The following is a 26,144-nucleotide window of genomic DNA, read 5'->3' as shown; positions in this document are numbered from 1 at the left end:
AACAACAGTAGCAAATCGCATTATACCCTCAAGCTAACCTTAATACTTCTGCTTCTCACGCAGCGCGCGTTGAATTTGACGATCCGCATCCCGCTTCGCAGCCGTTTCACGCTTATCGTAGTTCTTCTTGCCTCGACCGAGTCCAATCAACAGCTTCGCATATCCGTTACGAACGTATACCTTCAACGGAACGAGAGTGTATCCTTCCTGCTTCGTCTGCCCGATCAGCTTGTTGATCTGCTCTTTGTGCAGCAGCAGCTTGCGTGCACGCGTTGGATCGGTAGGATTGTGTCGGTTTCCCTGCTCGAATGGGCTAATATGCATATTGTGAATAAACGCTTCACCACCGCGAATCGTAGCAAAGGAGTCATTAATGTTCGCTTTGCTCATACGCAGCGACTTAATTTCTGTCCCTGTCAGCACCATGCCCGCTTCATAAGTGTCCTCAATAAAATAATCATGGGACGCCTTCTTATTTTGGGCTAAAACTTTATTATCATTCTTCTTACCCATGATTGCCCTCCAACGTTACGACAATGACATCATCACCAAGTGAACAAGGCAAAATTGATTTGAACCACGTCACTATAGCTTGTTGCTTAGAAGTATATTGTACCAAAAAGAACACCATCGACTCAAGCAAGAAACATATCGGATTCAAATGTTATTAGGCAAGAATAAGCACAGACTATGTTTGGCTTAATGTGTTCTTCAATTCATATCTCGTCATCGTAAAGGAATCCAATCACGATAACATATGGACATCCGAGACTCCCTGTAATCGAAGTATCGTCTCGCAGCATACGGCTACCGATTTTACATCCTCAGACAGCACCTTCAGTTCAATCTGCAAATGTCTTACACTTGCCAAGTTTCGCTCTTTGTCATCCATGTCTTCAGGGTGGCCAACCTCACTGCCGTCTTCCATATCGCTTTCAGTCAAGTGATTGCTTCTATTCTTCTGTTCTGGGCCCTGTCCCGCTCCAAGCCACTTCGTCCATGACTTCCCTGCATTGCGCTCTGGCCGCATACGAATGCTTCGTACCGTAAGCCCCTGCTCCTCTGCAACCTTTGTCAATTCTGACAGCCATCCATCGCGCTCTTCCACAACGATTTCCAGCTCGTGAATTCGATGTGCAACCCGATTTTTAATATCATACTTATTCAGCAGCCACAAAGCTACGAGGGATAAGGCACACCCGAATAAGGCCGCAGAAATAAAGCCAGAGCCGCAAGCAAGCCCAATCGCCGCTGAAACCCACAAGGAAGCAGCCGTCGTTAGCCCCTTCACACTTGTTCCATTGCGTATTATCGTCCCTGCTCCAAGGAAGCCAACACCGCTGACGACCTGAGCCGCAATACGCGCCACATCCACAGCGGCTTTATTATCACCGCTTAAATCTGGGAATCCGTATACCGATATGAGCATGACAAGCGCCGATCCGAGGCTCACCAACATGTGCGTCCTTAGCCCTGCAGCCTGACTTCGCTTCTCCCGTTCCAATCCAATACAGCCACCTAGCACTAATGCAAGCACCATACGCAGCATAACATGATACATCGATATATCTGAAGGGCTCATCTTACTCACCTCTCTAACGAAGTAAAAAGCAGCGTCTCCTAAGATATGTACATTGTATCATATGTATTCCGTTTGATTGTCCGTATGCCCACCTAAGCGTTGAAATCGAAACCCCAGCTTCCATCTCACAGAAAACAATAAACGGCCCCAGTCCCGCTCTTAAGCGGAACCAAAGCCGTTATTTCTTACTTGTTGAAAACGGAAAACTTATCGCTTCTTACGAACAAACTTTGCAGTCTTGCTGTTTGCTTTCCCCTTCTGCTTTGCTGCTTTGTGGGCAGATTCGCCTTGATTACGAGCCTTTGCCGCATCTTCACCAATGAAGATCCCGCTTTCGGACGTCGTTCTCCGCCCCTTCTTGCCGCCAGATGTGCCGCTACCTCGATAGGAGCCTCCATCACGCCCTGGTTTTCTACCGCCCTGATCATTGCCACCTGATCGACCATAACCGCCTCGGCCAGAGCCAAAGTCGAAGGAGCGTGGACGATCAGCTTCTTGTTCCGCATCTGCAATGAGACGATCTACCCAATTGGAGTCATCATACTCCTTCTTCGCTGGGGCTGGACGCTCCGCATTCCCTTGGCCTGCGCCAAAGTTAATGCCACCCTTACCGCGTGGCTGAGGTGCACTTGATGACTTCTCATATGGATTGACTCCACGACCCTGCTCTTCGCGCCGTCCTTTGCGCCCACGACGGCCTCTCTGCTGCTCACGGAATTCGCCTTGGTTATACCAATCCCCGGAAAATGCATCGGCCTCAAGCTCCACAGCATCACCATGTGTGTGACGCTCATAACGAGCATCCTGCTCTAAGTGCTCCTCATGCTCATGCTGGTGCTGATTTCGTCCGTATCCACCTCGTACATGCTGACCGGAAGAAGCACCATACTGTTCATAAGCTTGCTGTTCCGCAGGATCTATGCCAGTGACATTACGTCTATCAGCACGACCAGCTCCAGGCATGCCTTGACCAGCGTGCCGATCTACACGACCGTCTCCACGTGTACCTTGACCAGCAGGCTGATCTGCACGACGACCACGATCGAAACGTTCTGTCGGACGACTATCTCGACCGCCCAATCGATCCGAACGACCGCCTCTTGCTCCTCTATCCGCATCGCGGCCATTTCGCGGTTGTCCACCACGGTCGCGTTCTCCTGGACGGCCGCCTTTTCCATCCTTACGGCCCTTATAGTCGCTACGTCCAGTTCCACCGCGTCCTTCGGCACCAAATCCACCGCGACCACGTTTCTTCCGGATGTCGAAGCCGAAGTCACGACCGTTGTGGCGCGACTTGCTCTCAATCAGCTCAAAATCGATCGTATGCTCATCCATATTGACTCGTGCTACCCGAATACGCACTTCATCGCCAATACGGAACACATTTGCCGTCCGTTCCCCGATCAGCACCATATGCTGCTCATGGAAGTGGTAATAATCATCATTCAATTCGCTTAGTCGAATAAGCCCTTCAACCGTATTGTCCAGCTCAACAAACATCCCGAAGCTTGTCACACTGCTAATAATGCCGTCAAATTCCTCGCCGACCTTATCGAGCATGAATTCTGCCTTCTTCAGCGCTGTTGTGTCGCGTTCTGCATCAACGGCTACCCGCTCACGCTCTGAGGACTGCTGCGCAATATCCGGCATGCGCGCATGTAGCTGCTCCAAGCGCTTCTCAGGCAACGCTCCTCCATTATCCATCACTTCCCGCATGACTCGGTGAATGACCAAGTCTGGGTAACGGCGGATAGGTGATGTGAAGTGCGAATAGAATTCAGCAGCTAGTCCGAAGTGGCCTGTCATCTCCGCATCATACTTCGCCTGCTTCATTGAGCGAAGCATCATCGTGCTGATCACAGTCTGCTCACGCGTTCCCTCAATTTCCTCAAGCAGCATCTGCAAGGAACGAGGATGTACCGAATTGCCCTTGCCTCGAACAACATATCCGAAGTTCGCTGCGAAGGACATGAAGTTGAACAGCTTCTCACTATTCGGCTCTTCATGAATCCGGTATAGGAACGGAACTCTGAGCCAGTGGAAATGCTCCGCAACCGTCTCGTTAGCTGCCAGCATGAACTCTTCAATAATCTGCTCCGCAATCGTACGTTCCCGCTTGATGATATCGGTCGGTAAGCCCTTCTCATCAACCAACACCTTCGATTCCACAAAATCGAAATCAATTGCGCCTCGGTTCATCCGCTTCCCGCGAAGCTTCAGCGCCAATTCCTTCATGAGCTTGAAGCTGTCAACCAAATAAGCGTAGCGTGCTGATACCTCAGGATCCTCATCCTCAACGATTTTCCGTACATTGGTGTACGTCATACGCTCAACGGTACGAATTACACTCGGGAATACATCATGCTTCACGAGCTTCGCCTTCTCGTCGAACTCCATCTCGCAGGACAATGTCAAACGATCCACACGTGGATGGAGAGAGCATATTCCGTTGGACAATCGATGCGGCAGCATCGGAATAACTCGATCCACCAGATACACACTGCAGCCGCGAGCATATGCCTCGCGATCCAGCGCAGAACCTTCCTTCACATAATAGCCGACGTCTGCAATATGGACGCCAAGCTTGTAATGTCCATTCGGAAGCTGCTCTACATATACCGCATCATCCAAATCCTTCGCATCTTCTCCATCAATCGTGACGATATTCATGCCCCGTAAATCACGGCGTCGCTGACTGATGATTTCTTCCTCGGTTATGGAATCCGGCACAGCTTCTGCTTCTGCCATCACTTCATCAGGGAACGCCTCCGGAAGCTGATGCTTACGGATGACGGACAAAATATCAACGCCAGGATCATCCTTGTGACCAAGAATTTCGGCCACCATGCCTTGCGCTGCTGCTCTTCCTTCCGGATAGCTTACAATATGGACAACGACCTTCTGTCCAGTAACCGCGCCATGCATATCTTCTTTTGGAATAAAGATGTCACGATTGATTCGCTTGTCGTCTGGAATGACAAATCCATACGATTCGTAATTTTGGAAAAGACCGACAACACGCTCCACTGCACGCTTCACAATGCGCACAACTTCGCCTTCCAATCGAGCGCCATCAAAGCCTTTATTCGTCACGCGTACAAGCACGGTATCCCCATGCATCGCAGTCTTCAAATCATTTGCGTGAATGTATACATCGGGGTGCCCCGTTTCTTCCGGAATCAAGAATGCGAAGCCTTTGGCATGCGCCTGCAAGCGTCCGCGCAGCAAGTTCATACGCTCCGGCACACCGTAGCGGTCTGTGCGAGTGCGCAGCACCTTACCCTCTTCTTCCATTTGATTCAACATTTTCAGAAATGCCTTGAACTCTGAAGCGCCTTCAATATCGAAATGCTGCTCCAGCTCTTGATAGGTCATCGGCTTATAAGCGGTTTCACGCATAAAGTCCAACAACTGTTGTTCTGTTACCATTCCTTCACCTCACCTTGCCATGACCTGCATGATACAGTATAACAATATATAACCTAGTATACACGAAATAAAATCGTTACATCCCGGCGCTTTTCCTACATTTTTTCCGTTCGATCCACATCGTAACAAGTTTCTTGTCTCCGCCGGAAAAATGGGTACAAAAAAAGCGAGGAGCATGTCCTCGCTTTGCTTACGAATGGGAATTAACCTTTAAGGAAATAAGCTACGATCAGTGACAAGATAAAGAATCCTCCTGCCAATACAACCGTTGCACGTTGCAGGAACAAGTCTAGACCGCGTGCCTTCTGCTTTCCGAATAGATGTTCCGCACCGCCGGAGATGGCACCTGACAAGCCGGCACTTTTCCCTTTCTGCAGAAGCACAATGCTAATCAAACCGATAGAAAAAATGACAAGCAAAATTTTCAAGAAAATTTCCACAGTTACACCTCCTAATGCGTGATACACGTTCGAAAAGCCAAAAACAGTACTTTTATTGTATCACACGAATAAGAAGCAGGCAAGGCTTATCCTCTCTCCCTTTCCTTTCTCTTCCGGAAAGCTACCTCAGGTTACCAGGCATTCTTACATGAATACGTCGCTTACTTATTCTTCGCCATGCTGCAGCAAGCGCAGAGCATTATGGCGCACAGGTCCAACATACTGATTAAGTGGGAAGGAATGACGGATCGCTTCCGTAATGAAGCTCTTCGCCTTATGGACGCTCTCACGTACATCATTCCCTTTCGCCAGTTCTGCTGCTACTGCTGCTGAATACGTACAGCCAGCGCCATGCGTATAGGTTGTATCGATCAGATCAGCATCCAATATTTCAAAGGATTTGCCATCATACAATACATCGACGGAAGTAGGCAATCCAATCTTGGAGCCGCCTTTCACCAACACGTACTTCGCTCCCTGCTCTTGAATGCGGGCAGCGGCTTCCTTCATATCTTCGAGCGTACGGATTGGCGCTGTTCCTGCCAGCTGTGAAGCCTCGAACAAGTTCGGTGTTACCACGACAGCCTTCGGTACGAGTATGTCCCGCAAAGCATCGTTCGTCTCTGGGTGAAGTGCCTCGTCAGCACCCTTGCATACCATAACCGGGTCAACAACGACGTTCGGAATATTATGCTTCTCAATGGTACGTGCTGCCAGCTCAATAATATCGATAGAACCCAGCATACCAGTCTTCATGCCTGAAATACCGACACTCATGATTGTCTTCAATTGCTCTTCTATCGTGGAGAGCGCGATTGGGAACACCCGGTGCGCCCAACATTCTTCCGGATCCATCGTTACAATGGTCGTCAATGCGGTCATGCCGTACACACCGCGTTCTTGGAATGTTTTTAGGTCAGCTTGAATGCCAGCTCCACCGCTCGTATCCGAGCCAGCTAATGTCAGCACTTTATGAATCGGTTTCATGTATCTTACCCCTTTACCTGATATCAACAATTTAAGATAAGTACATTATAACCGATTCACATGAATCTTCCGAGAAGCCGATACTATTTTTCGACAATCTTTATACTGCCTGCTTCTGTCCGCACCTTTATAACCATATCGCTTCCATGTTTCTCATTCGGTGCGGAGACGCTTCCTAACTCTGTTTTCAGATCAAACTTCCCGTTGTATTCAGGAACAACACGGATATTCACGCTTCCAAGCTGGCCTTCCGCATCAATCGGATGTGCAGCAGCTTGAACAATAGAGATGGAGCCTGCATTGGCTGAAGCCTGAACATTCTTCTTCGTCTGGTTCAAGTCAACACTTCCCAGTGAAGAGCTTGCTTCGATCTCTGCATCGACATTATCTGCCACCACTTGGCCTGAGTCTGATCTAAGCTTAACGAAATCCCCTGTTACGTTCTTTACCTTTACCCTTCCCAGATTACTTGATGCTTCAAGTCGCTTAATATGCCCACCTGTCATTTCAAACGCACCTGCAGACACATTCGACGACAAATTGTCGAGCACAAAATTCTCCGATGCATGGATGATAACTTCATGATAACGGCGTTGCGTATTGCCAATGTTGATATTTAACCATCCTGCATTGTCAGTGTCTTCAAAATTCAACTCTAGCGTTCCATTCTCCGCCTGTACATTACGGATTCGATTAATAACCGCTTCTGGCGCCTGTCCCTTCAACTCAATCATATTCTTGTTATCATTGATCCAACTCACCTTAACATCCCCATAATCCGCATTGATTGCTATACTCTCAAGTTCCCTTACATCAATGCGAGATTCGTAATCAGATGTCTTATCTGCCCCTTTTTCCTGACCAGATGCATCCTGTGAACCTTCCGCAGAGATACGGTACTCATAAGAAGGAAGTTGTGACTTAAATAGCTGATTTGGGCCGTAATAGATTAAGCCCGCAACCCCTGCCACGATACACACAATTCCGACCATATTCATAGTTGCACGATTCCAATTCATCTAACCTCGCTCCTTCCTTCATAGGCGACCCAGTGGAAATAGATTCGGTTCCATTTCATATATGCACGTCCTACAGCAACTATCGCCTGTATCAAAAATATTCCGATGCCGAACGCAATCGCTACGATCGACAACTCTGCACGATAAAACTCTCCGCCAAACCCAATTTTGAATGCAAACAAAAGAGGAGTTGCCAATAACGCTATAGCCGCTACACCAAGCCCAAACCACGTTGCCCATAGCCCGAACATAACCGGGACAACCATAATGCTAATAAAGATCGTACCTGCATAGGCGATAGCTGAACGGGGACGTCGTCCTTCGGACTGCTGATATGGTGGGTAAGCAGTATTCGGTATTCCGCCGTACTCTTGAGAATATCGATTTGGTTCCCCATAATGCTGATTCAAATCCAATGGCTGTTCAGCATTCTTCAGGAAGCTAGGATCCTCGAAGAGTGGAGGCACTTGTGAAGCTTGACCTTGATGACTAGGAATAAACGGCTCTGTCACCGGCTCCCGTTCAACCTCTTTATCCCCTCGTTCACCTAACAGCAGCTCGGCCGCAAGCTCCTCCGGATCGCCAAGCTCTCTAGCAATCTCTTCTTCTGTTCGTCCCTGCTGCTTGCTGAATTCAAAGTGTGCATCATACTCTGCTAATATTTCATTGCGCTCCGCCTCTGGAAGCGACAGTAGGCCCATTTTCAATTGCAGCATGAATAACTGCTTATGCATGTTGTTCACCTCTCTCACTTCTCCTTGGATTCTTCTTCTTCCGCTTCGGTAAGCAGATTGGCTACTCCCGACACAAATTTATCCCACTCGGTCACGAGCTCATTCATATAATCCTTGCCTACTGAAGTAAGCTTATAATATTTCCGTGGCGGTCCCTCGGTAGATTCTTGCAAATAGGTTGTACAGTGACCATCCGCAACCATCCGCCGCAGAACTGGATATAGAGCACCTTCAGCAACCTCCACATGCTTGGATATCTGCTGGGCCAGCTCGAAGCCGTAACGGTCTCTCTGGTTAATGAGAACCATGACACACAGTCCCAGCACCCCTTTTTTAAATTGAACGATTTCCTTCAATCGAGTCACCCCCACTCCATAACGTGATGAATTATAATTTATGATTCAGTATTGTATATTGATTAGTAGTACACGATGATTATATCCCCTGGAATAGTGTTCCACAATAGGTTATTTCCAAAACTAGCCTCAGGTCTAGGTAAAACCCATCTCTAGTCGGAGCGAATCGATGAAGAATAATTTCACAAGGATCAGAACTAGGGAAGAACAAAGAGAAATAAGGGAAGACAAGAAGGACAAGTACGAAAGGCAAGCAAGAGTAAAAGGTAGATTAAAGGAAGAGCACAATATGCCTACCTCACATATGGATATGGGGTCATAAAAAAGAAGCCAGACCCCTTCAAGGGAGTCTGGCTTCTATCGAATCAGCAGGCCGCTTGTGCGGCAAGCTAATTATTTTTTCAAGTTGTAGAAGGATTTCAAGCCGTCGTAACGAGCTGTGCTTCCCAAGTTGTCTTCGATGCGAAGCAATTGGTTGTACTTCGCAACGCGGTCTGTACGGGAAGGAGCACCTGTCTTGATTTGGCCAGCGTTTGTTGCAACCGCGATGTCAGCGATTGTGCTGTCTTCGGACTCACCGGAACGGTGGGAGATAACAGCTGTGTAGCCAGCGCGTTTTGCCATTTCGATCGCTTCGAATGTTTCTGTAAGCGTACCGATTTGGTTAACTTTAACCAAGATGGAGTTACCGATTCCTTTTTCGATACCTTGAGCAAGACGCTCCGTGTTTGTAACGAACAAGTCGTCACCAACGAGTTGTACTTTGCCGCCCAATTTTTCAGTGAGCAACTTCCAGCCATCCCAATCGTCTTCGGACATGCCGTCTTCGATTGTGATGATTGGGTACTTGTCAACCCAAGAAGCAAGAAGGTCAACATACTCAGCAGATGTGTAGGACTTGCCTTCGCCTGCCAATGTGTATTTACCGTCTTTGTAGAACTCAGTGGACGCAACGTCCATACCCAAGAATACTTCTTCGCCTGGCTTGTAGCCAGCTTTTTCGATTGCTTCGATGATAACTTGAAGCGCTTCTTCGTTGGAACCAAGGTTAGGAGCGAATCCGCCTTCATCACCTACAGCTGTATTCAAGCCTTTGCTCTTCAATACGGACTTCAGGTTGTGGAAGATTTCAGCACCCATGCGAAGTGCTTCTTTGAAGCTAGGTGCGCCAACTGGCAATACCATGAACTCTTGAACGTCGATATTGTTGTCAGCATGCTCACCACCGTTGATGATGTTCATCATTGGTACTGGCAATTGCTTCGCGTTGAATCCGCCAAGGTACGTGTACAAAGGCATATCCAATGCATGTGCAGCAGCGCGAGCTACAGCCATGGATACAGCCAAGATTGCGTTAGCACCCAATTTGCCTTTGTTAGGCGTGCCATCAAGCTCGATCATCGCTTTATCGATTGCAACTTGATCAAGAGCATCGTAACCGATGATTTCTGGAGCGATAATTTCGTTTACGTTTTTAACAGCGTTCTCTACGCCTTTACCAACGTAGCGGCCTTTGTCGCCATCGCGAAGCTCAACTGCTTCGTGAGCACCAGTGGATGCACCGGAAGGTACGATTGCACGGCCGAAGCCGCCGGATTCCAATTTTACTTCTACTTCTACCGTAGGGTTACCACGGGAGTCAAGCACTTCACGTGCGTATACGTCCATAATCATTGTCATGGTGTGTACAACTCCTTTTTTGATTGTTTATAGATAAATTACTATATATCTAAGTAAGTTGTAAAACTTACTTCTTAATCATGCTTTGTCCAGTCATCTCTGCTGGCTGAGGAACGTTCATCAAGTCAAGAATCGTCGGAGCGATGTCTGCCAAGATGCCGCCTTCGCGCAATTCCACGTCATTCGAAGTAACGATGAATGGAACCGGGTTCGTCGTATGTGCAGTGAATGGACGCCCTTGCTCGTCGAATACCATATCCGCGTTTCCGTGATCCGCCGTAATGAGGCAGACGCCGCCTTTCGCCAATACCGCTTCAACTACCTTGCCCATGCACTCATCCGTAGCTTCTACGGCCTTGATTGTTGGTTCCAGCATACCGGAGTGACCAACCATATCAGGATTCGCGAAGTTCAGGATAATCGTATCGAACTGGTCAGAGTTGATTTCGTTCACTGCTGCTTCTGCAACTTCGTAAGCGCTCATTTCAGGCTGCAGGTCGTAAGTTGCTACCTTAGGCGAGTTGATAAGCACACGCTTCTCACCAGGAAGTTCAACGTCACGGCCGCCGCTGAAGAAGAACGTTACGTGCGGATACTTCTCAGTTTCCGCAATACGAAGCTGCTTCTTGCCATGCTGCACGAGCACTTCACCAAGCGTGTTGTCCAACTCTTTTGGAGAGTAAGCAACATATCCGCCAACTGTTTCTGCGAACAGCGTAAGCGCAACGAAATGCAAGTTCTTAGGGAACTTGTCGCCACGATCGAAGCCGCGGAAATCATCGTTGGTGAACACTTGGCCAAGCTGGATCGCACGGTCTGGGCGGAAGTTCATGAATACGACGGAGTCGCCTTCTTGAACCAAGCCAACCGGCTGATCGTTCTCATCCACAATTACCGTAGGCATAACGAACTCGTCATATACGGATTGGGAATAAGATTCTTCAACTGCAGCAATTGGATCGCGGTATTTTGGGCCTTCGCCGTATACCATTGCGCGGTACGATTTCTCAACACGTTCCCAGCGCTTGTCGCGGTCCATCGCATAGTAGCGGCCTTGAACCGTAGCGATACGGCCTATGCCAACTTCAGCGATTTTGGCTTGCAGCTTTTCGATATATCCGCGGGAGCTATCAGGCGCAACATCACGGCCATCCAAGAATGCGTGAATGTATACGTCCTTTAAGCCTTCACGCGCACAGAGATCGAGCATCGCAAGCGCGTGGTCGATATGGCTGTGTACGCCACCATCAGACAACAATCCGTAAATGTGAAGCGCCTTATTGTTCTCCTTCGCAGTCTTCACTGCTGCAAGCAGTGTTTCGTTCGAGAAGAAGTCGCCTTCACGGATCGATTTTGTAATACGAGTCAGGTCTTGATATACGATGCGGCCTGCACCGATGTTCAAGTGACCTACCTCGGAGTTCCCCATTTGACCTTCTGGCAAGCCTACCGCTTCGCCGCAAGCTGTCAGTGTCGTATGAGGGAATTGGCTCATGTAACGGTCGTAGTTTGGCTTGTTCGCTTGCGCGACTGCGTTGCCAACTAGTGTATCGCGAAGTCCGAATCCGTCCATGATGATAAGTGCTACCGGTCTAGGTGCGGACATCTTACTTCGCCCCTTCCACCAAGGAGATGAAGGAAGCTGGTTGCAAGCTTGCGCCACCTACCAATGCGCCGTCAATATCACTTTCTGCCATGTATTCACGTACATTTTCCGGTTTTACGCTTCCGCCGTATTGAATGCGAACAGCAGCAGCAACTTCATCATTGTACAAGCCCTTCATAACGCTGCGGATGTAGCTGATAACTTCATTCGCGTCTTTTGCTGTGGAGGATTTTCCTGTACCGATCGCCCAGATTGGCTCATAAGCGATGACAGCTTCTTTTGCTTGTTCAGCAGACAATCCTTGGAATGCTGCTTCTGTTTGCACCTTGCACACGTCGTTCGTTTTGCCGGATTCACGCTCTTCAAGCGATTCACCTACGCATACGATTGGCGTCAAACCATGACGGAATGCTGCATGCATTTTTTTGTTTACTGTTTCATCAGTTTCCGCGAAGTATGCACGACGCTCAGAATGACCGATAATGACGTAGTCTACGCCAAGGTCTTTCAACATAGCGCCGGAAATTTCGCCTGTGAATGCACCGGAATCTTCAAAGTGAAGGTTTTGCGCACCAATCTTGATGCTCGTGCCTTTCACTGCTTCAACCAATGCTGGCAAGTTTGTAAATGGTGCGCAGAGTACGCTCTCTACGCCTTCCACTTCTGCTTTGCCTTTCACTTCGGATACGAAAGCGACAGCTTCCGATACCGTTTTGAACATTTTCCAGTTCCCTGCGATAATCGGTTGTCTCACACGATTCACTCCTTTACGCATAAGGGAGCGGCCGAAGCCGTCATCCCCTTACTTGCTCTCTTACTTATCGTTCAATGCAACCACGCCTGGCAATGCTTTGCCTTCCATGAATTCAAGGGAAGCGCCGCCGCCTGTGGAGATGTGGTCCATTTTATCTTTCAGCTTGAACTTCTCAACCGCTGCTGCAGAGTCGCCGCCGCCGATGATTGTGTAACCAGCAGTTTCCGCACATGCTTCTGCTACCGCACGCGTACCATGAGAGAACGGCTCGATTTCGAATACGCCCATAGGCCCGTTCCATACAACAAGCTTGGAATTCTTGATAACGTCAGCATAGATTTCACGAGTTTTCGGACCGATGTCAATGCCTTCCCATTCAGCAGGAATGCTGTCGATCGCTACCACTTGTGTGTTTGCATCTGCACTGAAGTCATCTGTAACTACGATATCTACTGGCAAGTAGAGGTTTTTGCCAAGTTCTTTGGCTTTCTCGATGAAGCCTAAAGCAACATCAAGCTTCTCGTTGTCGACAAGCGACTTCCCGATTTCGTTGCCTTGTGCTTTGAAGAATGTGTATGTCAGGCCGCCACCGATCACGATATTGTCGGCGATTTCCAACATTTTGTTGATAACGTCGATCTTATCTTTAACCTTGGAACCACCTACGATTGCCGTAAATGGACGCTCAGGGTTTGTCAGCGCTTTGCTAAGTACATTCAATTCTTTCTCCATCAACAGACCGGACACGGCTGGCAAGTGATGTGCGATGCCTTCAGTGGATGCATGTGCACGGTGAGCCGCGCCGAACGCGTCGTTCACAAACAAGTCCGCAAGTTCTGCGAAGGCTTTAGCCAATTCTGGATCGTTCTTCTCTTCGCCTTTGTGGAAACGAACGTTTTCAAGCACGACAACGTCGCCGTTTTCCATTTTTGCAATTTCAGCTTTTACGTTTTCACCAATTGACTCGTCAAGCTTCTTAACGGGCTTACCAAGCAGTTCGCCAAGACGTACTGCTGCAGGTGTCAGACGCATGGAATCCACAACTTCGCCCTTCGGACGACCCATGTGGCTTGCCAAAATAACTTTCGCACCTTGTTCCACCAAATAGTTAATTGTCGGCAGCGTTTCGCGTACACGTGTATCATCCGTAATCACACCATTTTCCAATGGAACGTTGAAATCTACACGTACAAATACGCGCTTACCCTTAACTTCTACATCACGCACACTTTTCTTGTTCATCCCCGTGTTCCTCCTATCGTCGATTACACCGGCACACGCCTCTCTCTGGTGTGTTGTTCGGTATGTTCTGTGTTCTTGTTCTGTATGGGTTCCATCTAAATCTTTCTCTCTATATATCGTATATCGTTCGTTAGTATGTTCTGGTTTCTCTCTGTACTCTCTATCTCTGTATATCTAAAAATCTGTGTCCGCACTGGTTCTCGATATGCTCTAGGCACTATAAGGATCAAAAGAGGAGGCCTGAACGGTCACTCCTCTTTGATTGTAAGTGCTATGCGATTACAGACCTTTTTTTGCGATGAAAGCTGCCAAGTCTACAACGCGGTTGGAGTAGCCCCACTCGTTGTCGTACCAGGATACAACTTTAACCAAGTTTCCGCCGATTACCATCGTTGTCAAAGCATCGATAGTGGAGGAAGCTGGGTCGCCGTTGAAGTCGCTGGATACCAATGGCTCTTCAGTGTAGTTCAAGATGCCTTTCAATGGGCCTTCAGCTGCTTCTTTCAAAGCTGCGTTTACTTCTTCAACAGTAACGTCTTTCTTAAGTTCTACTACCAAGTCTGTAACAGACACGTTAGGAGTAGGAACGCGCATGGACATACCGTTCAATTTGCCTTTCAATTCAGGCAATACAAGGGATACCGCTTTAGCAGCACCAGTTGTAGTAGGGATGATGTTTTGAGCTGCTGCACGAGCACGACGCAAGTCTTTGTGCGGCAAGTCAAGAACGTTTTGGTCGTTAGTGTAGGAGTGAATTGTGTTCATCATACCTTTTTCGATACCAAACTTGTCGTTCAATACTTTAGCGAATGGCGCCAAGCAGTTTGTTGTGCAAGAAGCGTTGGAGATGATTGTATGGCTTGCAGCATCATACTTATCTTCGTTAACGCCCATAACGATTGTGATATCTTCGTTAGTAGCAGGTGCGGAGATAATAACTTTCTTCGCGCCGCCTTTCAAGTGCATTTCAGCTTTGTCTTTCGCTGTGAAGATACCAGTGGACTCAACAACGATTTCAACGCCGTTAGCGCCCCAAGGCAAGTTCTCAGGGTTGCGCTCAGCGAATACTTTCACTTCGCGGCCGTTAACAACCAAAGCGCCTTCTTTAGCTTCTACTGTAGCTTCGAATTTGCCATGAGTTGTGTCATATTTCAACAGGTGAGCCAGAGTGTTTACATCTGTCAAATCGTTGATTGCAACGATTTCTACTTCTGAATTGTTCAATGCTGCGCGGAATACGTTACGTCCGATACGACCAAAGCCGTTAATACCAACTTTAACCATTGATGATTCCTCCCATTTCCTTCGCAATTTTTTTATATATCTCAAGACGGCCTGTAAGGCACATCGAGACCACAATGTTTCAATACTTCAACTGCTGCTGCTTCATCAATAACGAGAATGTCTTCGTGTCCTGCACGAAGCACTGCAGTAATCGATTCGCCTTTGCTCTGACCTCCAGCAATGGCAATGACTACCTCCATACGAGAGATGTCCTCTAGGCGAAGGCCCAGTGTTAGCATCGTATGAACGACATGCCCGTCTCGGTCAAAATAATACCCGAAAGCTTCTGCAAGCGCCCCTTCTTCGAGCAGCTGCTGGATCGTCTCTTCATCCGCACGGCGGCGCTTCGCCATAACGAGAGCTTCTCCAATGCCATGCACGACAATGCGTGCTTGGCGAATTACTCGCAAAATGTCTTGGATGTTCGGTTCCTGCTTAAGCGACTGGTACGCTTCCTCACTCAGCAAATCCGGCACATGCAAGAGCCGATACTGAGCGCCTACGCGCTTCGCCATCGTGGATGCGATTGTGTTCGCTTGGTATTCCAAGCTCTCCCCAAGTCCCCCACGTGCGGGTACGAACCAATTGCCTTTCAACGGTGATGAACTCGTCAATTGATCTGCCATTGCAGCCAATGTGGAGCCGCCTGTCACCGCCACGACATCTTCCTTGTCCATTACGCTGCTGAGCGCTCTACAAGCCGCTTGCCCGAGTTCTTGCTTCACGGCAGGCGATACATCCGAATTGCCGGGTACGACAATGACCTGCTTCAAACCGAATGCTTGGCGGATACTCTCCTCCAGCTGGCGCATCCCGAGCAATTCGCCCATCACGGATTCCAGCTTCCGGACAAGTTGCCGGCCTTCATCAGTGATTCGCATACCCGTGTTATCCGAATCAATCAGGCCTTGCGCCTTCAATAAATCGGTCTCTGCACGGAGCACACGCTCGGTCATCTGCAATGACGTTGCCAGCGTTCTTCTCCCAATGGAGTCGGACAACATGATTTGATGCAGGATGGTGTAACGCTTCTTCAACAGTTCAATGAGTTCAGGTAGAAGTCGCTTCTGTATTTCTAACCACTCACGCATTCTCTCCACTCCTGCTTCCCATAAGCAACCATTGGACTAAAAACGTCCCATCTCTACATTTTTTGTCCCACCACTATTCTACCGAATAACGCAGCAACTTGCAAGTATCCTGAACCCCTGATTTTGCGCCCAAAACCGCGAATTTTCCGCCTATAAACAACTTCTATAATAAGCAAGCAATATCGAAGTTATTCATTATCAGACAACATATCCAGAAGGGCATACGAATGCCTATGATGTAATTAACCCAAAATGCGACAAGTTAATACATATTTCGCAAAAATTTTAGACATTCCTCAGTATAGACATTAATGACGGACATCATGCCCTGCTCGTACCTGTGTTTACAAAAGTTTTGAGCTTTCCTTCACATCCTGTTCGCTCTCCACGTCCCCATGTAGTTTAGCCATCGACATTGCTCACTTAGATCGGGCAACATCCACCTTATTCGGCACCGTCCACTTATTATAGAAAGAATTCAACCGTTCCCTCCTTAAAAGTTAAAACCTTAATTATGGTCGAAGGATCCTTTCTGCGGTGCCAATACAATCATCTCTGTATCCCACTAATCAGTGGGCACTTCCAAACTTCCCATTTTAAAATAAATATTCAGTGGCGCTCACTTGACTTTGTTATACGCTTTCTTATATAATAAATTTTGCTCTTGTATGAATGCGCCCGTGGTCCAATGGATATGACGTAGGCCTCCGGAGCCTGAGATCAAGGTTCGATTCCTTGCGGGCGCGCCATTTACACTCCTGTCCTTATTTGGTACAGGATAAGAAGCTACGTTACGCATACATTTAGGTGAATAAGCACGGAAGTAACATCTTGAATTTTGCAGAAGCGAAACGATAGATGTTTTTTTCTCTACATAGTTTGACCATCTTTGACTTTTTGTTTCAAGTCCTTTATATTGAATGTGTAATGATATTAGTTAGGAGGGGTTATCTTGAGTTATGTACCCGTAGTTGTTGAACAGACGAATCGTGGCGAAAGATCCTATGATATTTACTCTCGATTGTTGAAGGATCGCATCATCTTCCTCGGAACAGAAGTGAACGATCTCGTGGCGAATTCGATTATCGCCCAGCTGTTGTTCTTGGCTGCAGATGACCCGGAGAAGGATATTCATTTGTACATCAATAGCCCAGGCGGTTCAATCTCAGCCGGCATGGCCATATACGATACAATGCAGCACATCAAGCCGGACGTATCTACGATTTGCGTGGGTTTGGCAGCTTCCATGGGAGCGTTCCTGCTTAATGCAGGTGCCAAGGGCAAGCGTTTCGCCCTGCCGAACAGCGAAATTATGATTCATCAGCCGCTTGGCGGAGCACAAGGGCAAGCGTCCGATATCGAGATTCGCGCACGGCGCATCTTGAAGATGCGCGACACGTTGAACAAAATTTTGGCGGATCGCACAGGTCAACCACTTGAGCGCGTGGAGCGCGATACGGATCGCGACTACTTCATGTCTGCCCAAGAAGCGTATGAATACGGTCTGGTTGATAAGGTTCTTGGCAAAGAGTAAACAGTAAACGTGATACAGCCTCTCTCATGCGATCTATTTTGCATGTAGAGAGGCTGTTTTTTATTGCTTATTTCAACTGACATGAATAACGAAAAGCTAGGTTTACTTAGGTAAGAATGATTGGCACTGACTCGAAACCGAACATAAACTCGCTCTGGATGCGCTTCAACGGCTTGGAATGATCACATTGGTAGTTCGGGAAACGATCGAGCATTGCATTCAACGCTATCCTCGCTTCCAGCCGTGCAAGTTGGGCCCCCAGGCAGAAGTGGATACCATGACCAAACGCTAAATGCGGGTTTGGCTGACGGCGAATATGGAAGAGATCTGGCTGCTCGAACACAGACTCGTCATGATTCGCTGACCCGATCCACAACATGACGAACTGCCCTTCAGTTAACATCATGCCATCTACTTCCACATCCTTCTTCACACGGCGAAACATTAACTGTACCGGCGAGGTAAACCGCAGCACTTCTTCAATAGCGCCAGGCAGTAAAGAACGATCGGATCTAATATCGTCCCATGCGATGCGCTCACTGTCGAAACACGCTAGAGCAGAAGAGAGCAAATTCGTTGTCGTTTCATTACCAGCTACTAGCAGCAAAATACAGAACCCAATGAGTTCAAAGGGGGACAACGGTTCTCCGTCTGACGTTGCATGCACAAGCCTAGTGATCAGATCATCCTGTGGATTACGGCGGCGTTCTTCTGCGATCGCCTCGAAATATACAGCCATCTCCTTCTGGCAATTGCTATTGCGGTCAATGTCACCACTCACCAATGCCTCCGACCATTCCCGAAACTGATCTCGATCGTGTACCGGTATGCCGAGTATTTCTGCGATTACAATAATCGGGAGCGGAACTGCGAAGTCTTGAACTGCATCCATTCGTCCATTGCTTTCCACCTTATCTAGAAGCTCATCCGCCAATGCTTCAATTCGTGGAATCATCTTTTCAATGGATCTAGGTGTGAAGGCTTGCGAGACTAATGTTCGAAGCTGGCTATGCTTCTGCGGATCAGTGCGGAGGATGCTGTATTCGATCGGCCGCTTGTCTTCGCTTCGCAATTCGGAGGAAAAATGATTGTAATCAGCAAATATCCTCTTAATATGATCGTATCGGTACGCATGCCAGAACGTTCCCCCCAGCAGCTGAGGATTCTCTGAACGCAACAGAGAGCTCTCTGACCACAACAAAGGACTCTCTGACCGCATAGTTTTGTAATGAGATAATGGCAGCACTTCATGCTCTTGAATCCATTTCATCATTCAACCTCTCCCCTCCTTAACCATGCAACATAGCTTCAGTCACAACTCTTCCTCATTTACAGGGATTCGAAATAATATCTTGCATTAAAACTAATATATGTAAATAATAACCTACATAGACCTAGGCCTGTATGCACTGAAACAACTTCGGGTCGACCTGTTACAAACCGAATTCAATTCATTTAGCTACAAAAAAAGGACCGCATCGCGCAAACGCCGATGCGGTCTATATATGTTCTAGGGGTAAACTGTAAACCATGAGAAAGATGAAACGGATCACCTTGTGCAACGGAAGACTCCGGTTGACCAAGGTCAGTAATCGCTGCCGGCAACCCTCCTTCGCAAGAACTCATCTGTCATTCGGTCCATTGTTAGAATACTAGAGTTACATTAAAGAAAACTGAACCGAACCTTAAAATAAGATAAAAAGCAATTCCCTCAATGGCAATACACCTATAATGTCCACCCTACAGAAATTGTTGTACACACCAGGAAATCATTCCATTTCCGATTGGAATCGTTTACAATATGAATATTGCCGCTTTTTTTCAATTTCTCGCTTTACAGATGAAGCGAAACGTATACAATAATTACAAATCATCAACATTTCTTCTCTATTAAAATTGTCTTCTTACTAATTGTCAGATTCACTTCATAGCAAGATTACATCAAGAGACTACTAGGAGGCTTGTCAGGATGAGTTGGAACTATTTTCGGTCGAAGCTGCTTTTACAGTACATATGGTCGTATATATTGATTTTTCTCATCCCATTAGTGGTTCTTACGATCTTTATCTATCAAAATGCCGTAAACAATCTTCGTTCCGAAATTGAGCAATCGAACGTGAACCAGCTCAATCAGGTGAAGCTGAACATCGATTCTCGCATGACGGAGCTTCGAGACATCGCTTCTCGCATTGCTTATGATGAACAATTGACTCCTTATATGATACGGCATCCCTATTACAGCCGCGATGCGATATCCGCGCTCGGCAAATATAAAGCGAACAGTTCCATTCTAGAAGAGCTATTCCTTTTCTACAGGAACAGTCATGCCATCTACTCATCAAAAGGAATGACCAATGTAGATGTTCTCTTTGATCAATACTATCTATTCGAGGACTGGAGCAAGAAGGATATTATTAAGGAGCTGGAAACTGAGCTCTATCCTGTCGTGCGACCAGCGGAATCCGTTAACTTGAGCATGAATATTACCAAATCCATGCTTGCGTACATGATCCCAATCACTCCTAACAGCTCGTCCCCACACGGAACCGTGCTGTTCCTGATGGAGGAATCGAAGCTAACGGGGCTTATGGACACTATTCTAAATGGATTCAAAGGCAATACCTACATCTTCGACGATAAGGGCCGTGTGCTTACCCAGAATAATCATGGGGAGCCTATCCCGAAAACTGAGATTCACTTGCTGTCAGAGCTCGGGCCCGGCATCCATAGCTTGAAGCTGGATAATATGCAGCAATCCATTGTTTCTGTTAAATCTTCCATGAATGGGTGGACCTATGTGACGGCTATGCCAAGCGAGCAATTCTTCAGCCGTGTGTTCCATATTCAGACCTTCTTCATGCTCGCGTTCGCTGTAGTGGTCATCGCCGGCATTCTAGCAGCCATAATCCTGGCACGCAAGCAATACCATCCAATCCATGATCTCATGGAATTTGCCTTGTTGAATGAAGAAGCCTCTGCTGCACAGCCAGCACCTAAGAGACGCAATGAGTTGGAGTGGATTCGTAAAACTCTGCATGACTATAGTGCCCGCGTCGATATTCAAGAGCCATTTGCCCGAAATCAATTCCTGCTCATGCTGCTCAAGCATGGGAAGCTGGACAACTCAGAATCTGCACATATTATGGAGATGATCGGCATTGAACTGACAGGCAAGTACTATTTCATCATTGCAATCTCTTGGGATGAGTATCCTGGCGTCACAGATGCATTGCAGCATCGTCAGCAGATTGTAGAGTTGCTCGAGGAGATCGAAATTCCGGAATACGGTGCACACGCATATGGCATTGAGCTGCCGCATTTTGATCAATTCGCCCTCATCGTCAGTATGAATGAGGACTCAAGAATCGCCGTGGAGCACCAGATGGAACAAATCGTTGAAGCTCTTCGAATCATCGTGATGGAGAGCACGCACCTCATCCCATCCATAGGTGTTGGTAATGCCTATGAGGATGCCGCCCTCTTGAATCAGTCTTATATCGAGTCAGCTTCTGCGCTGGAGTATCGCATGGCGAACGGCAAGGGCAGCATTACGTATTTCAACAAGCTGTCCCATACGCCAAACGATACGTTCTGGATCGCTAAGGACTCCCTGCTTAAGCTTACACAAAGCTTGAAGCAGGGCAATGATACCGTTGCAATGCAAATGATTGAAGCGATATTCAACAAGCTGAAGGCAGAGCGCGTATCGATCTCTCTCCTTCGCTGTATTTGCTTCGATATTATGAATACCTTGCTGAAGACAGCGTCTGAGCTCGGCTTGAACGAGTTAATTCGCGATATTCCGAGCTTCACCTCCTTCGAGTCACTGGAGGAGCTTGAGAAGAAGCTTCAGCTCCTGGCCGCACATATTTGCGAACAAGTAGAGCGCAACTCGGAAAATGAACAGCTCTCTTTAATGGACAGCGTCATTGCATACGTCGATCAACAGTATACCGACTACAGCTTGAGCTTGGAAGCGACCGCACAGAAGTTCTCTATCTCGTCCTCTTATCTCAGCCGTTCGTTCAAGGAGAAGACAGGCAGCAACTTCTCTCAATATATATGGCAGCGCCGCATGGATGAGGTCATTCGCCAGCTGTTGACGACTAGTGATCCGCTGAAGGACATCATCGTCAGGGTCGGATACTTGGATACACCGAACTTCATTCGAAAGTTCAAGAAAGAGACGGGATATACACCAGGCCAATACCGAAAGCTTCATGCTTCAAGCGAGCAAGCAAAGGCTGCCGCAGATGCGGACGATGAATCTATAAGCTAAGTGCATACGTACAAAGAAAACGAGCACCAAAGGCAGAATAGGAAGCCTAAGGTGCTCGTTTTCTTTCCGATTAGCTTATTTCACAATTTACGAGGTTACAACTAGTGTTTATTTCCCAGTGTTCCATTGGTCATAGGCTTTTTGATAAATCTCAACGATTTTCTCAGCGCCCATCTTCTTCAATGTACCTACATACTTATCCCAATTTGCAAGCGGTTCTTGCCCTGTTACGAACTTCGCTTCCATTTGCTTCACGTAAGTGTCGAGGTCAGAGCGCAAGCTCGATACTTGCTGCTGATCAGCCTCGGACAAATATACGCTCGGGAATGGAACTTTCGCGATCGGATTGATTTTTTCCTCTGTTTCTTTCTTCAACCACTTCTCGAATTCGCCTTCGAATCCGCGTTTCACTTCTTCTGTCATGACTTTCGGAACGATCGTACCGTAGTCCGGCGTCAAAGTTGCACGATAGTCCTCACGATCCTTACCATCCGGTACCGGAAGTTGTTTCTTTGTATGGTCATCCTTGTTTGCATACTCCCACAGCGTGCCTTCCGGGCCATAGCTAAGCAATTCAGAGCCTTCTACCGAATAGAAGAAGTCTACCCAACGCATGGTTGCTTCTGGGTTTTTGTTCTTGTTCGTAATCGCGAATACGCCCTTCATCAAACCTGGATGCTTCGCTGCGACCGGTTCGCCCATCTCGCTTTTCACAGGAGCGTACATCGGGTCAGTCATGCTAGGCTCGCCGCCCAATGTGAAGTAGGCATGGTAATCAGCGAACAATGCCACTTGATTATTTTTCCCTTTTGCTTTCTTTTGCTCATCCGTTTGGGAGAAGGTTTCATGATCTAACAATTCTTCGTTCCACAACTTGTTCAAGAACGTAAGATAGCCTTTGTATCCTTCCTCCATTGGAGAGTAGTGAACTTTTCCTGCTTTATCCGCATAGATGAATTCGCCATACATCCCCCAAGAGCCGAACAACCACATGCGAATGTCGTCAAGCTTAACGGAAACAAGCGGAATTTCATCCTTCTTGCCATTTCCGTTCGGATCTTCTACTTTTACCCGTTTCAAGTATGTGTATAGTTCATCCGTTGTGGATGGTACTTTGTCCATGCCAAGCTTCTTCAAGAACTTGCCGTTATACCACAATGGACCACGATACCAGCCTGCATCCAAGTCAATGCTTGGCAAGGAATAGATATGTCCATCCGGCGTCGTAATCGACTTGCGAATATCTGGATTGTCATTCAGGATTTTGTTCAAATTCGGTGCATACTTCTCAATAAGTCCTTCCAAAGGAATCAGTACGCCTTGGCTGCTTCCATAGTTGATTTCATCTGCAGACTGCAATTGACCGGAGAAGAACACATCAGGATAATCGCCACTAGCAAATACAAGGTTGCGCTTTGTATCAAAGCTGTCGAGAGGTGCATTTCGGTATTCAAACTTAATGCCAGTCTTCTCTTCCATTTGCTTTAGCAAGGCCATATCCTTCCAGTTTTGAATCCCTACGTCTTGTCCCATCATCGTAAGTGTAATAGGTTCCTTGACGATCGGGAAGCCTTCTTGATTTAAGTTGCTAAGTGCTTCCTCGCTACCTTTGCTTCCCTCTGCGGCAGGCTTGTCTGACGATCCGCATCCTGCGAGCATTGTGAAGATCAAGGTCATAGACATCAACAATGCCCACGTTTTTTTCCATTTTTGCATGGCAATGATCCTCCCTTTTGATGATTATTATACTCTTTGTCCTGCTTCTATAATAAGCAAAGGCGAGCCTTCGTTTATTACCGTTCATAGATTCGACAATGACAACGTACATATCTTTCATGCTCACTAGACGAAATAGAGAGATTCGTTACTGATGAATTCTACTCTGGATACATTCACAAGCGCATTCTAAAATTTGCAACAGTCTGTTCAAGCTATCCTTTGACCGATCCAATCATAACCCCTTGCACGAAGTACCGCTGCAAGAATGGGTATACCACGATAACCGGTAACGTCGAAACAATAATGACCGAATATTTGACGAGCGATGCGATTTCTGCCTTGTTGTTTAGCGCAGCGGCAACCGAACTACTTACCGCAGCACCAGTCGTTTCTGCCGACATTTCCTGCAGAACAAGAATTTGACGCAGGATCATTTGCAGTGGATATTTCGACTCTTCATTCAAATAAATGAGAGCGCCAAAGTAGCTGTTCCAATGTCCAACCCCATAGAATAATGCCATAACGGCTATGATCGGAGCTGACAACGGCAAAATAATCTGCAGGAATAACCGCATGTTGGTACAGCCGTCAATGCTTGCTGCTTCCTGAAGTTCTCTAGGTATCGTGGATTGGAAGAATGTCCGTGCCACGATGATGTTCCAGACTGATGCTGCACCCGGCAAAATTAACGCCCACATACTGTTGATTAGCCCCAATTCTTTAATCAACAGATATCCCGGAACTAATCCGCCACCGAAGAACATTGTAAACAGAAACATCCCCATAAAGAAATTGCGTCCAATGAAATCCGATCGACTCAATGCGTATGCTGCCGGTAAAGTTACGGCTAGGTTAACGCAAGTACCTACAACGGTATATAAAATGGTGTTCCCATAACCACTCCATATCTTTGAGTTCTCGAACACGCGTGCGTATCCGTCAAATGTGATTCCTTTTGGGAACAGCCACATTTCACCGGAGGCTACCATCTTCGGATCACTGATAGACGCGCTTAGAATATACAACACCGGATACAATACAAGAATCAAAGCTATCGTTAAATAAATATAGTTACATACGATAAAAATCTTGTCCGCTCTCGTTTCTTTCACAGTAGCAGCCATGTTCCATTCCCCTCCTTCCTACCACAAGCTTGTTTCGCTCGTGCGTCGCGCGATTTGGTTAACAACGATGAGCAAAATAGCATTAACGATCGAGTTAAATAAACCTATTGCCGTGGAGAAGCTGTACTGCGCATCTACTAGACCTGAACGATATACGAATGTCGATATGACATCAGAAGATTCCATGTTAAGTGGGTTTTGCAAGAGCAATATTTTCTCAAATCCGACACCAAGAATGCTGCCCATGTTCAAAATGAGCAAGATTGTAATCGTTGGAATAATTGCCGGAATGTTAATATGCCAGATACGCTGGAACCGGTTCGCACCGTCCACGACGGCTGCTTCGTGCAGCTGTGGATCGACACCGGACAAGGCTGCCAAATAAATGATTGTCCCCCAGCCTGTACCCTGCCACACACCAGACAAGACATACATTGTCTTAAACCATGCCGGATCCGTAAGGAAAGAGGCCGGTTCAAATCCGAAGAACTTAATGATATGAATGATGATACCAGTTGAAGGAGACAGGAACGTAATAATGATACCTGCCATGACGACAACGGAAATGAAGTGCGGTGCATAGGTTATCGTCTGTACCGTTCGCTTGAATATCCCATCCTTAACTTCATTAAAGGCAAGCGCCAATATAATTGGCAGCGGGAAGCCTATCGCCAGCTCATACAAGCTGATGCTCAGCGTATTCCACAGCAGATCCCAGAAGTAGTACGAGTTGAAGAAGCGCTCGAAGTGGTCGAATCCGACCCATGGGCTCCCCATAATCCCTTTCGCTGGGATGAAGTTTTTGAATGCAATTTGAATCCCGTACATCGGGCCGTAATGGAAAATGAGGAAGTACAAAAATGCAGGAGCAATAAATAAATACAACTCCCAATTCTGAAGCATCTTCTTCCACGTCGGTTTCTTCTTATTTGGAACCACGTTCATTGAAAGGGCACTCTGTCCATTTCCTTGCATCGTGTCCACTCCCTCCCTTCAAATGATGGCATGGTTGGCACAGTCACTTTCATTGATGAAACGATGAACTGTGCATGAAGCCATGCTAACGCTTTCATGAGAACATTTTAGGCATCCTTTACCAATATCGTAAATATGTCGATTCCGCATTGTCGTTAACATATCCTTTACAACCGCGCCACTGCGCGTTTTTTGATCACGCACCCTGCGTCGGTACTACCTCAGTTGCAGGCGAAATTGGTACATTTTGATGTTACCGATCACACACCATATATTACACATTGTCAGGAAAAACATATCGAACAAGGC

The 26,144-nt window shown here is 47.2% G+C and carries 20 protein-coding genes and 1 tRNA gene; 3 read left to right on the top strand and 18 right to left on the bottom strand.

Translation table 11 applies throughout. The annotated features are described in order from the left end of the window. Positions 1-39: 39 nt before the first annotated feature. The 14 genes from smpB to M3661_RS27320 all read right to left on the bottom strand — a co-directional run bounded on the left by smpB (position 40) and on the right by M3661_RS27320 (position 16,204). Positions 40-513, bottom strand: coding sequence for an SsrA-binding protein SmpB (smpB, locus tag M3661_RS27385; protein ID WP_021252812.1), 474 nt, complete (start codon positions 511-513; stop codon positions 40-42). 232 nt (positions 514-745) lie between these two features. After that, positions 746-1,582 carry an MgtC/SapB family protein gene (locus M3661_RS27380; RefSeq protein ID WP_251490075.1) on the bottom strand — a complete coding sequence of 279 codons (837 nt, stop codon included), beginning with the start codon at positions 1,580-1,582 and terminating at the stop codon, positions 746-748. A gap of 207 nt (positions 1,583-1,789) precedes the next feature. Continuing rightward, positions 1,790-5,011, bottom strand: coding sequence for a ribonuclease R (gene rnr / locus M3661_RS27375; RefSeq protein ID WP_251490073.1), 3,222 nt, complete (start codon positions 5,009-5,011; stop codon positions 1,790-1,792). Positions 5,012-5,214: 203 nt separating this feature from the next. Continuing rightward, entirely contained in the window at positions 5,215-5,451 is a 237-nt protein-coding gene (gene secG, locus M3661_RS27370; protein WP_021252815.1) for a preprotein translocase subunit SecG, read from the bottom strand. A 165-nt stretch (positions 5,452-5,616) separates the two neighbouring features. Next, positions 5,617-6,438, bottom strand: coding sequence for a pyridoxine/pyridoxal/pyridoxamine kinase (pdxK, locus tag M3661_RS27365; protein WP_251490071.1), 822 nt, complete (start codon positions 6,436-6,438; stop codon positions 5,617-5,619). A gap of 83 nt (positions 6,439-6,521) precedes the next feature. After that, positions 6,522-7,457, bottom strand: coding sequence for a DUF4097 family beta strand repeat-containing protein (locus M3661_RS27360; RefSeq protein WP_251490069.1), 936 nt, complete (start codon positions 7,455-7,457; stop codon positions 6,522-6,524). Continuing rightward, positions 7,454-8,191 (bottom strand): DUF1700 domain-containing protein, encoded by a 738-nt coding sequence (locus tag M3661_RS27355; RefSeq protein ID WP_251490089.1) that lies wholly within the window; start codon positions 8,189-8,191, stop codon positions 7,454-7,456. Before M3661_RS27355 ends, M3661_RS27360 begins: the two co-directional genes overlap by 4 nt. A gap of 14 nt (positions 8,192-8,205) precedes the next feature. Continuing rightward, complete coding sequence (locus M3661_RS27350) at positions 8,206-8,547, bottom strand: PadR family transcriptional regulator (protein ID WP_094183167.1); 342 nt, start codon at positions 8,545-8,547, stop codon at positions 8,206-8,208. A gap of 393 nt (positions 8,548-8,940) precedes the next feature. Beyond that, positions 8,941-10,227 (bottom strand): phosphopyruvate hydratase, encoded by a 1,287-nt coding sequence (eno, locus tag M3661_RS27345; RefSeq protein WP_072730291.1) that lies wholly within the window; start codon positions 10,225-10,227, stop codon positions 8,941-8,943. 67 nt (positions 10,228-10,294) lie between these two features. Next, on the bottom strand, positions 10,295-11,833 hold the full coding sequence (gene gpmI, locus M3661_RS27340; RefSeq protein WP_072730292.1) for a 2,3-bisphosphoglycerate-independent phosphoglycerate mutase: 1,539 nt from the start codon (positions 11,831-11,833) through the stop codon (positions 10,295-10,297). 1 nt (position 11,834) lies between these two features. Next, positions 11,835-12,587 carry a triose-phosphate isomerase gene (tpiA, locus tag M3661_RS27335; protein WP_251490067.1) on the bottom strand — a complete coding sequence of 251 codons (753 nt, stop codon included), beginning with the start codon at positions 12,585-12,587 and terminating at the stop codon, positions 11,835-11,837. Positions 12,588-12,647: 60 nt separating this feature from the next. Next, positions 12,648-13,829 (bottom strand): phosphoglycerate kinase, encoded by a 1,182-nt coding sequence (locus M3661_RS27330; RefSeq protein ID WP_021252823.1) that lies wholly within the window; start codon positions 13,827-13,829, stop codon positions 12,648-12,650. 279 nt (positions 13,830-14,108) lie between these two features. Next, positions 14,109-15,113, bottom strand: a complete 1,005-nt coding sequence (gene gap, locus M3661_RS27325) for a type I glyceraldehyde-3-phosphate dehydrogenase (RefSeq protein ID WP_021252824.1) — start codon at positions 15,111-15,113, stop codon at positions 14,109-14,111. A 41-nt stretch (positions 15,114-15,154) separates the two neighbouring features. Then, the gene (locus M3661_RS27320; RefSeq protein WP_065292240.1) at positions 15,155-16,204 is read right to left on the bottom strand and encodes a sugar-binding transcriptional regulator; all 1,050 of its coding nucleotides are present in this window, start codon (positions 16,202-16,204) and stop codon (positions 15,155-15,157) included. Positions 16,205-16,878: 674 nt separating this feature from the next. On the opposite strand from M3661_RS27320, the gene M3661_RS27315 reads away from it, so the two are divergent. Then, positions 16,879-16,953 (top strand) — tRNA-Arg (locus M3661_RS27315). Positions 16,954-17,156: 203 nt separating this feature from the next. Further along, the gene (gene clpP / locus M3661_RS27310; protein ID WP_021252826.1) at positions 17,157-17,738 is read left to right on the top strand and encodes an ATP-dependent Clp endopeptidase proteolytic subunit ClpP; all 582 of its coding nucleotides are present in this window, start codon (positions 17,157-17,159) and stop codon (positions 17,736-17,738) included. Between the two features lie 106 nt (positions 17,739-17,844). On the opposite strand, the gene M3661_RS27305 is transcribed toward clpP, so the two are convergent. Then, complete coding sequence (locus M3661_RS27305; protein WP_251490065.1) at positions 17,845-19,011, bottom strand: cytochrome P450; 1,167 nt, start codon at positions 19,009-19,011, stop codon at positions 17,845-17,847. A 696-nt stretch (positions 19,012-19,707) separates the two neighbouring features. On the opposite strand from M3661_RS27305, the gene M3661_RS27300 reads away from it, so the two are divergent. After that, entirely contained in the window at positions 19,708-22,017 is a 2,310-nt protein-coding gene (locus M3661_RS27300; protein ID WP_251490058.1) for a helix-turn-helix domain-containing protein, read from the top strand. A 108-nt stretch (positions 22,018-22,125) separates the two neighbouring features. On the opposite strand, the gene M3661_RS27295 is transcribed toward M3661_RS27300, so the two are convergent. The 3 genes from M3661_RS27295 to M3661_RS27285 form a co-directional block, all read right to left on the bottom strand. Continuing rightward, positions 22,126-23,733 carry an extracellular solute-binding protein gene (locus tag M3661_RS27295; RefSeq protein WP_251490055.1) on the bottom strand — a complete coding sequence of 536 codons (1,608 nt, stop codon included), beginning with the start codon at positions 23,731-23,733 and terminating at the stop codon, positions 22,126-22,128. Positions 23,734-23,948: 215 nt separating this feature from the next. Then, positions 23,949-24,860 carry a carbohydrate ABC transporter permease gene (locus tag M3661_RS27290; protein ID WP_021258708.1) on the bottom strand — a complete coding sequence of 304 codons (912 nt, stop codon included), beginning with the start codon at positions 24,858-24,860 and terminating at the stop codon, positions 23,949-23,951. Between the two features lie 18 nt (positions 24,861-24,878). Then, entirely contained in the window at positions 24,879-25,835 is a 957-nt protein-coding gene (locus M3661_RS27285) for an ABC transporter permease (RefSeq protein WP_021252831.1), read from the bottom strand. Between the last annotated feature and the right edge of the window lie 309 nt (positions 25,836-26,144).

The sequence above is a fragment of the Paenibacillus sp. MER 180 genome, assembly GCF_023713665.1.
Classification (GTDB): domain Bacteria; phylum Bacillota; class Bacilli; order Paenibacillales; family Paenibacillaceae; genus Paenibacillus_B; species Paenibacillus_B suaedae.
Note: the sequence above shows the minus strand (reverse complement) of the source record. Positions and strands in the feature narration are given on the sequence as shown.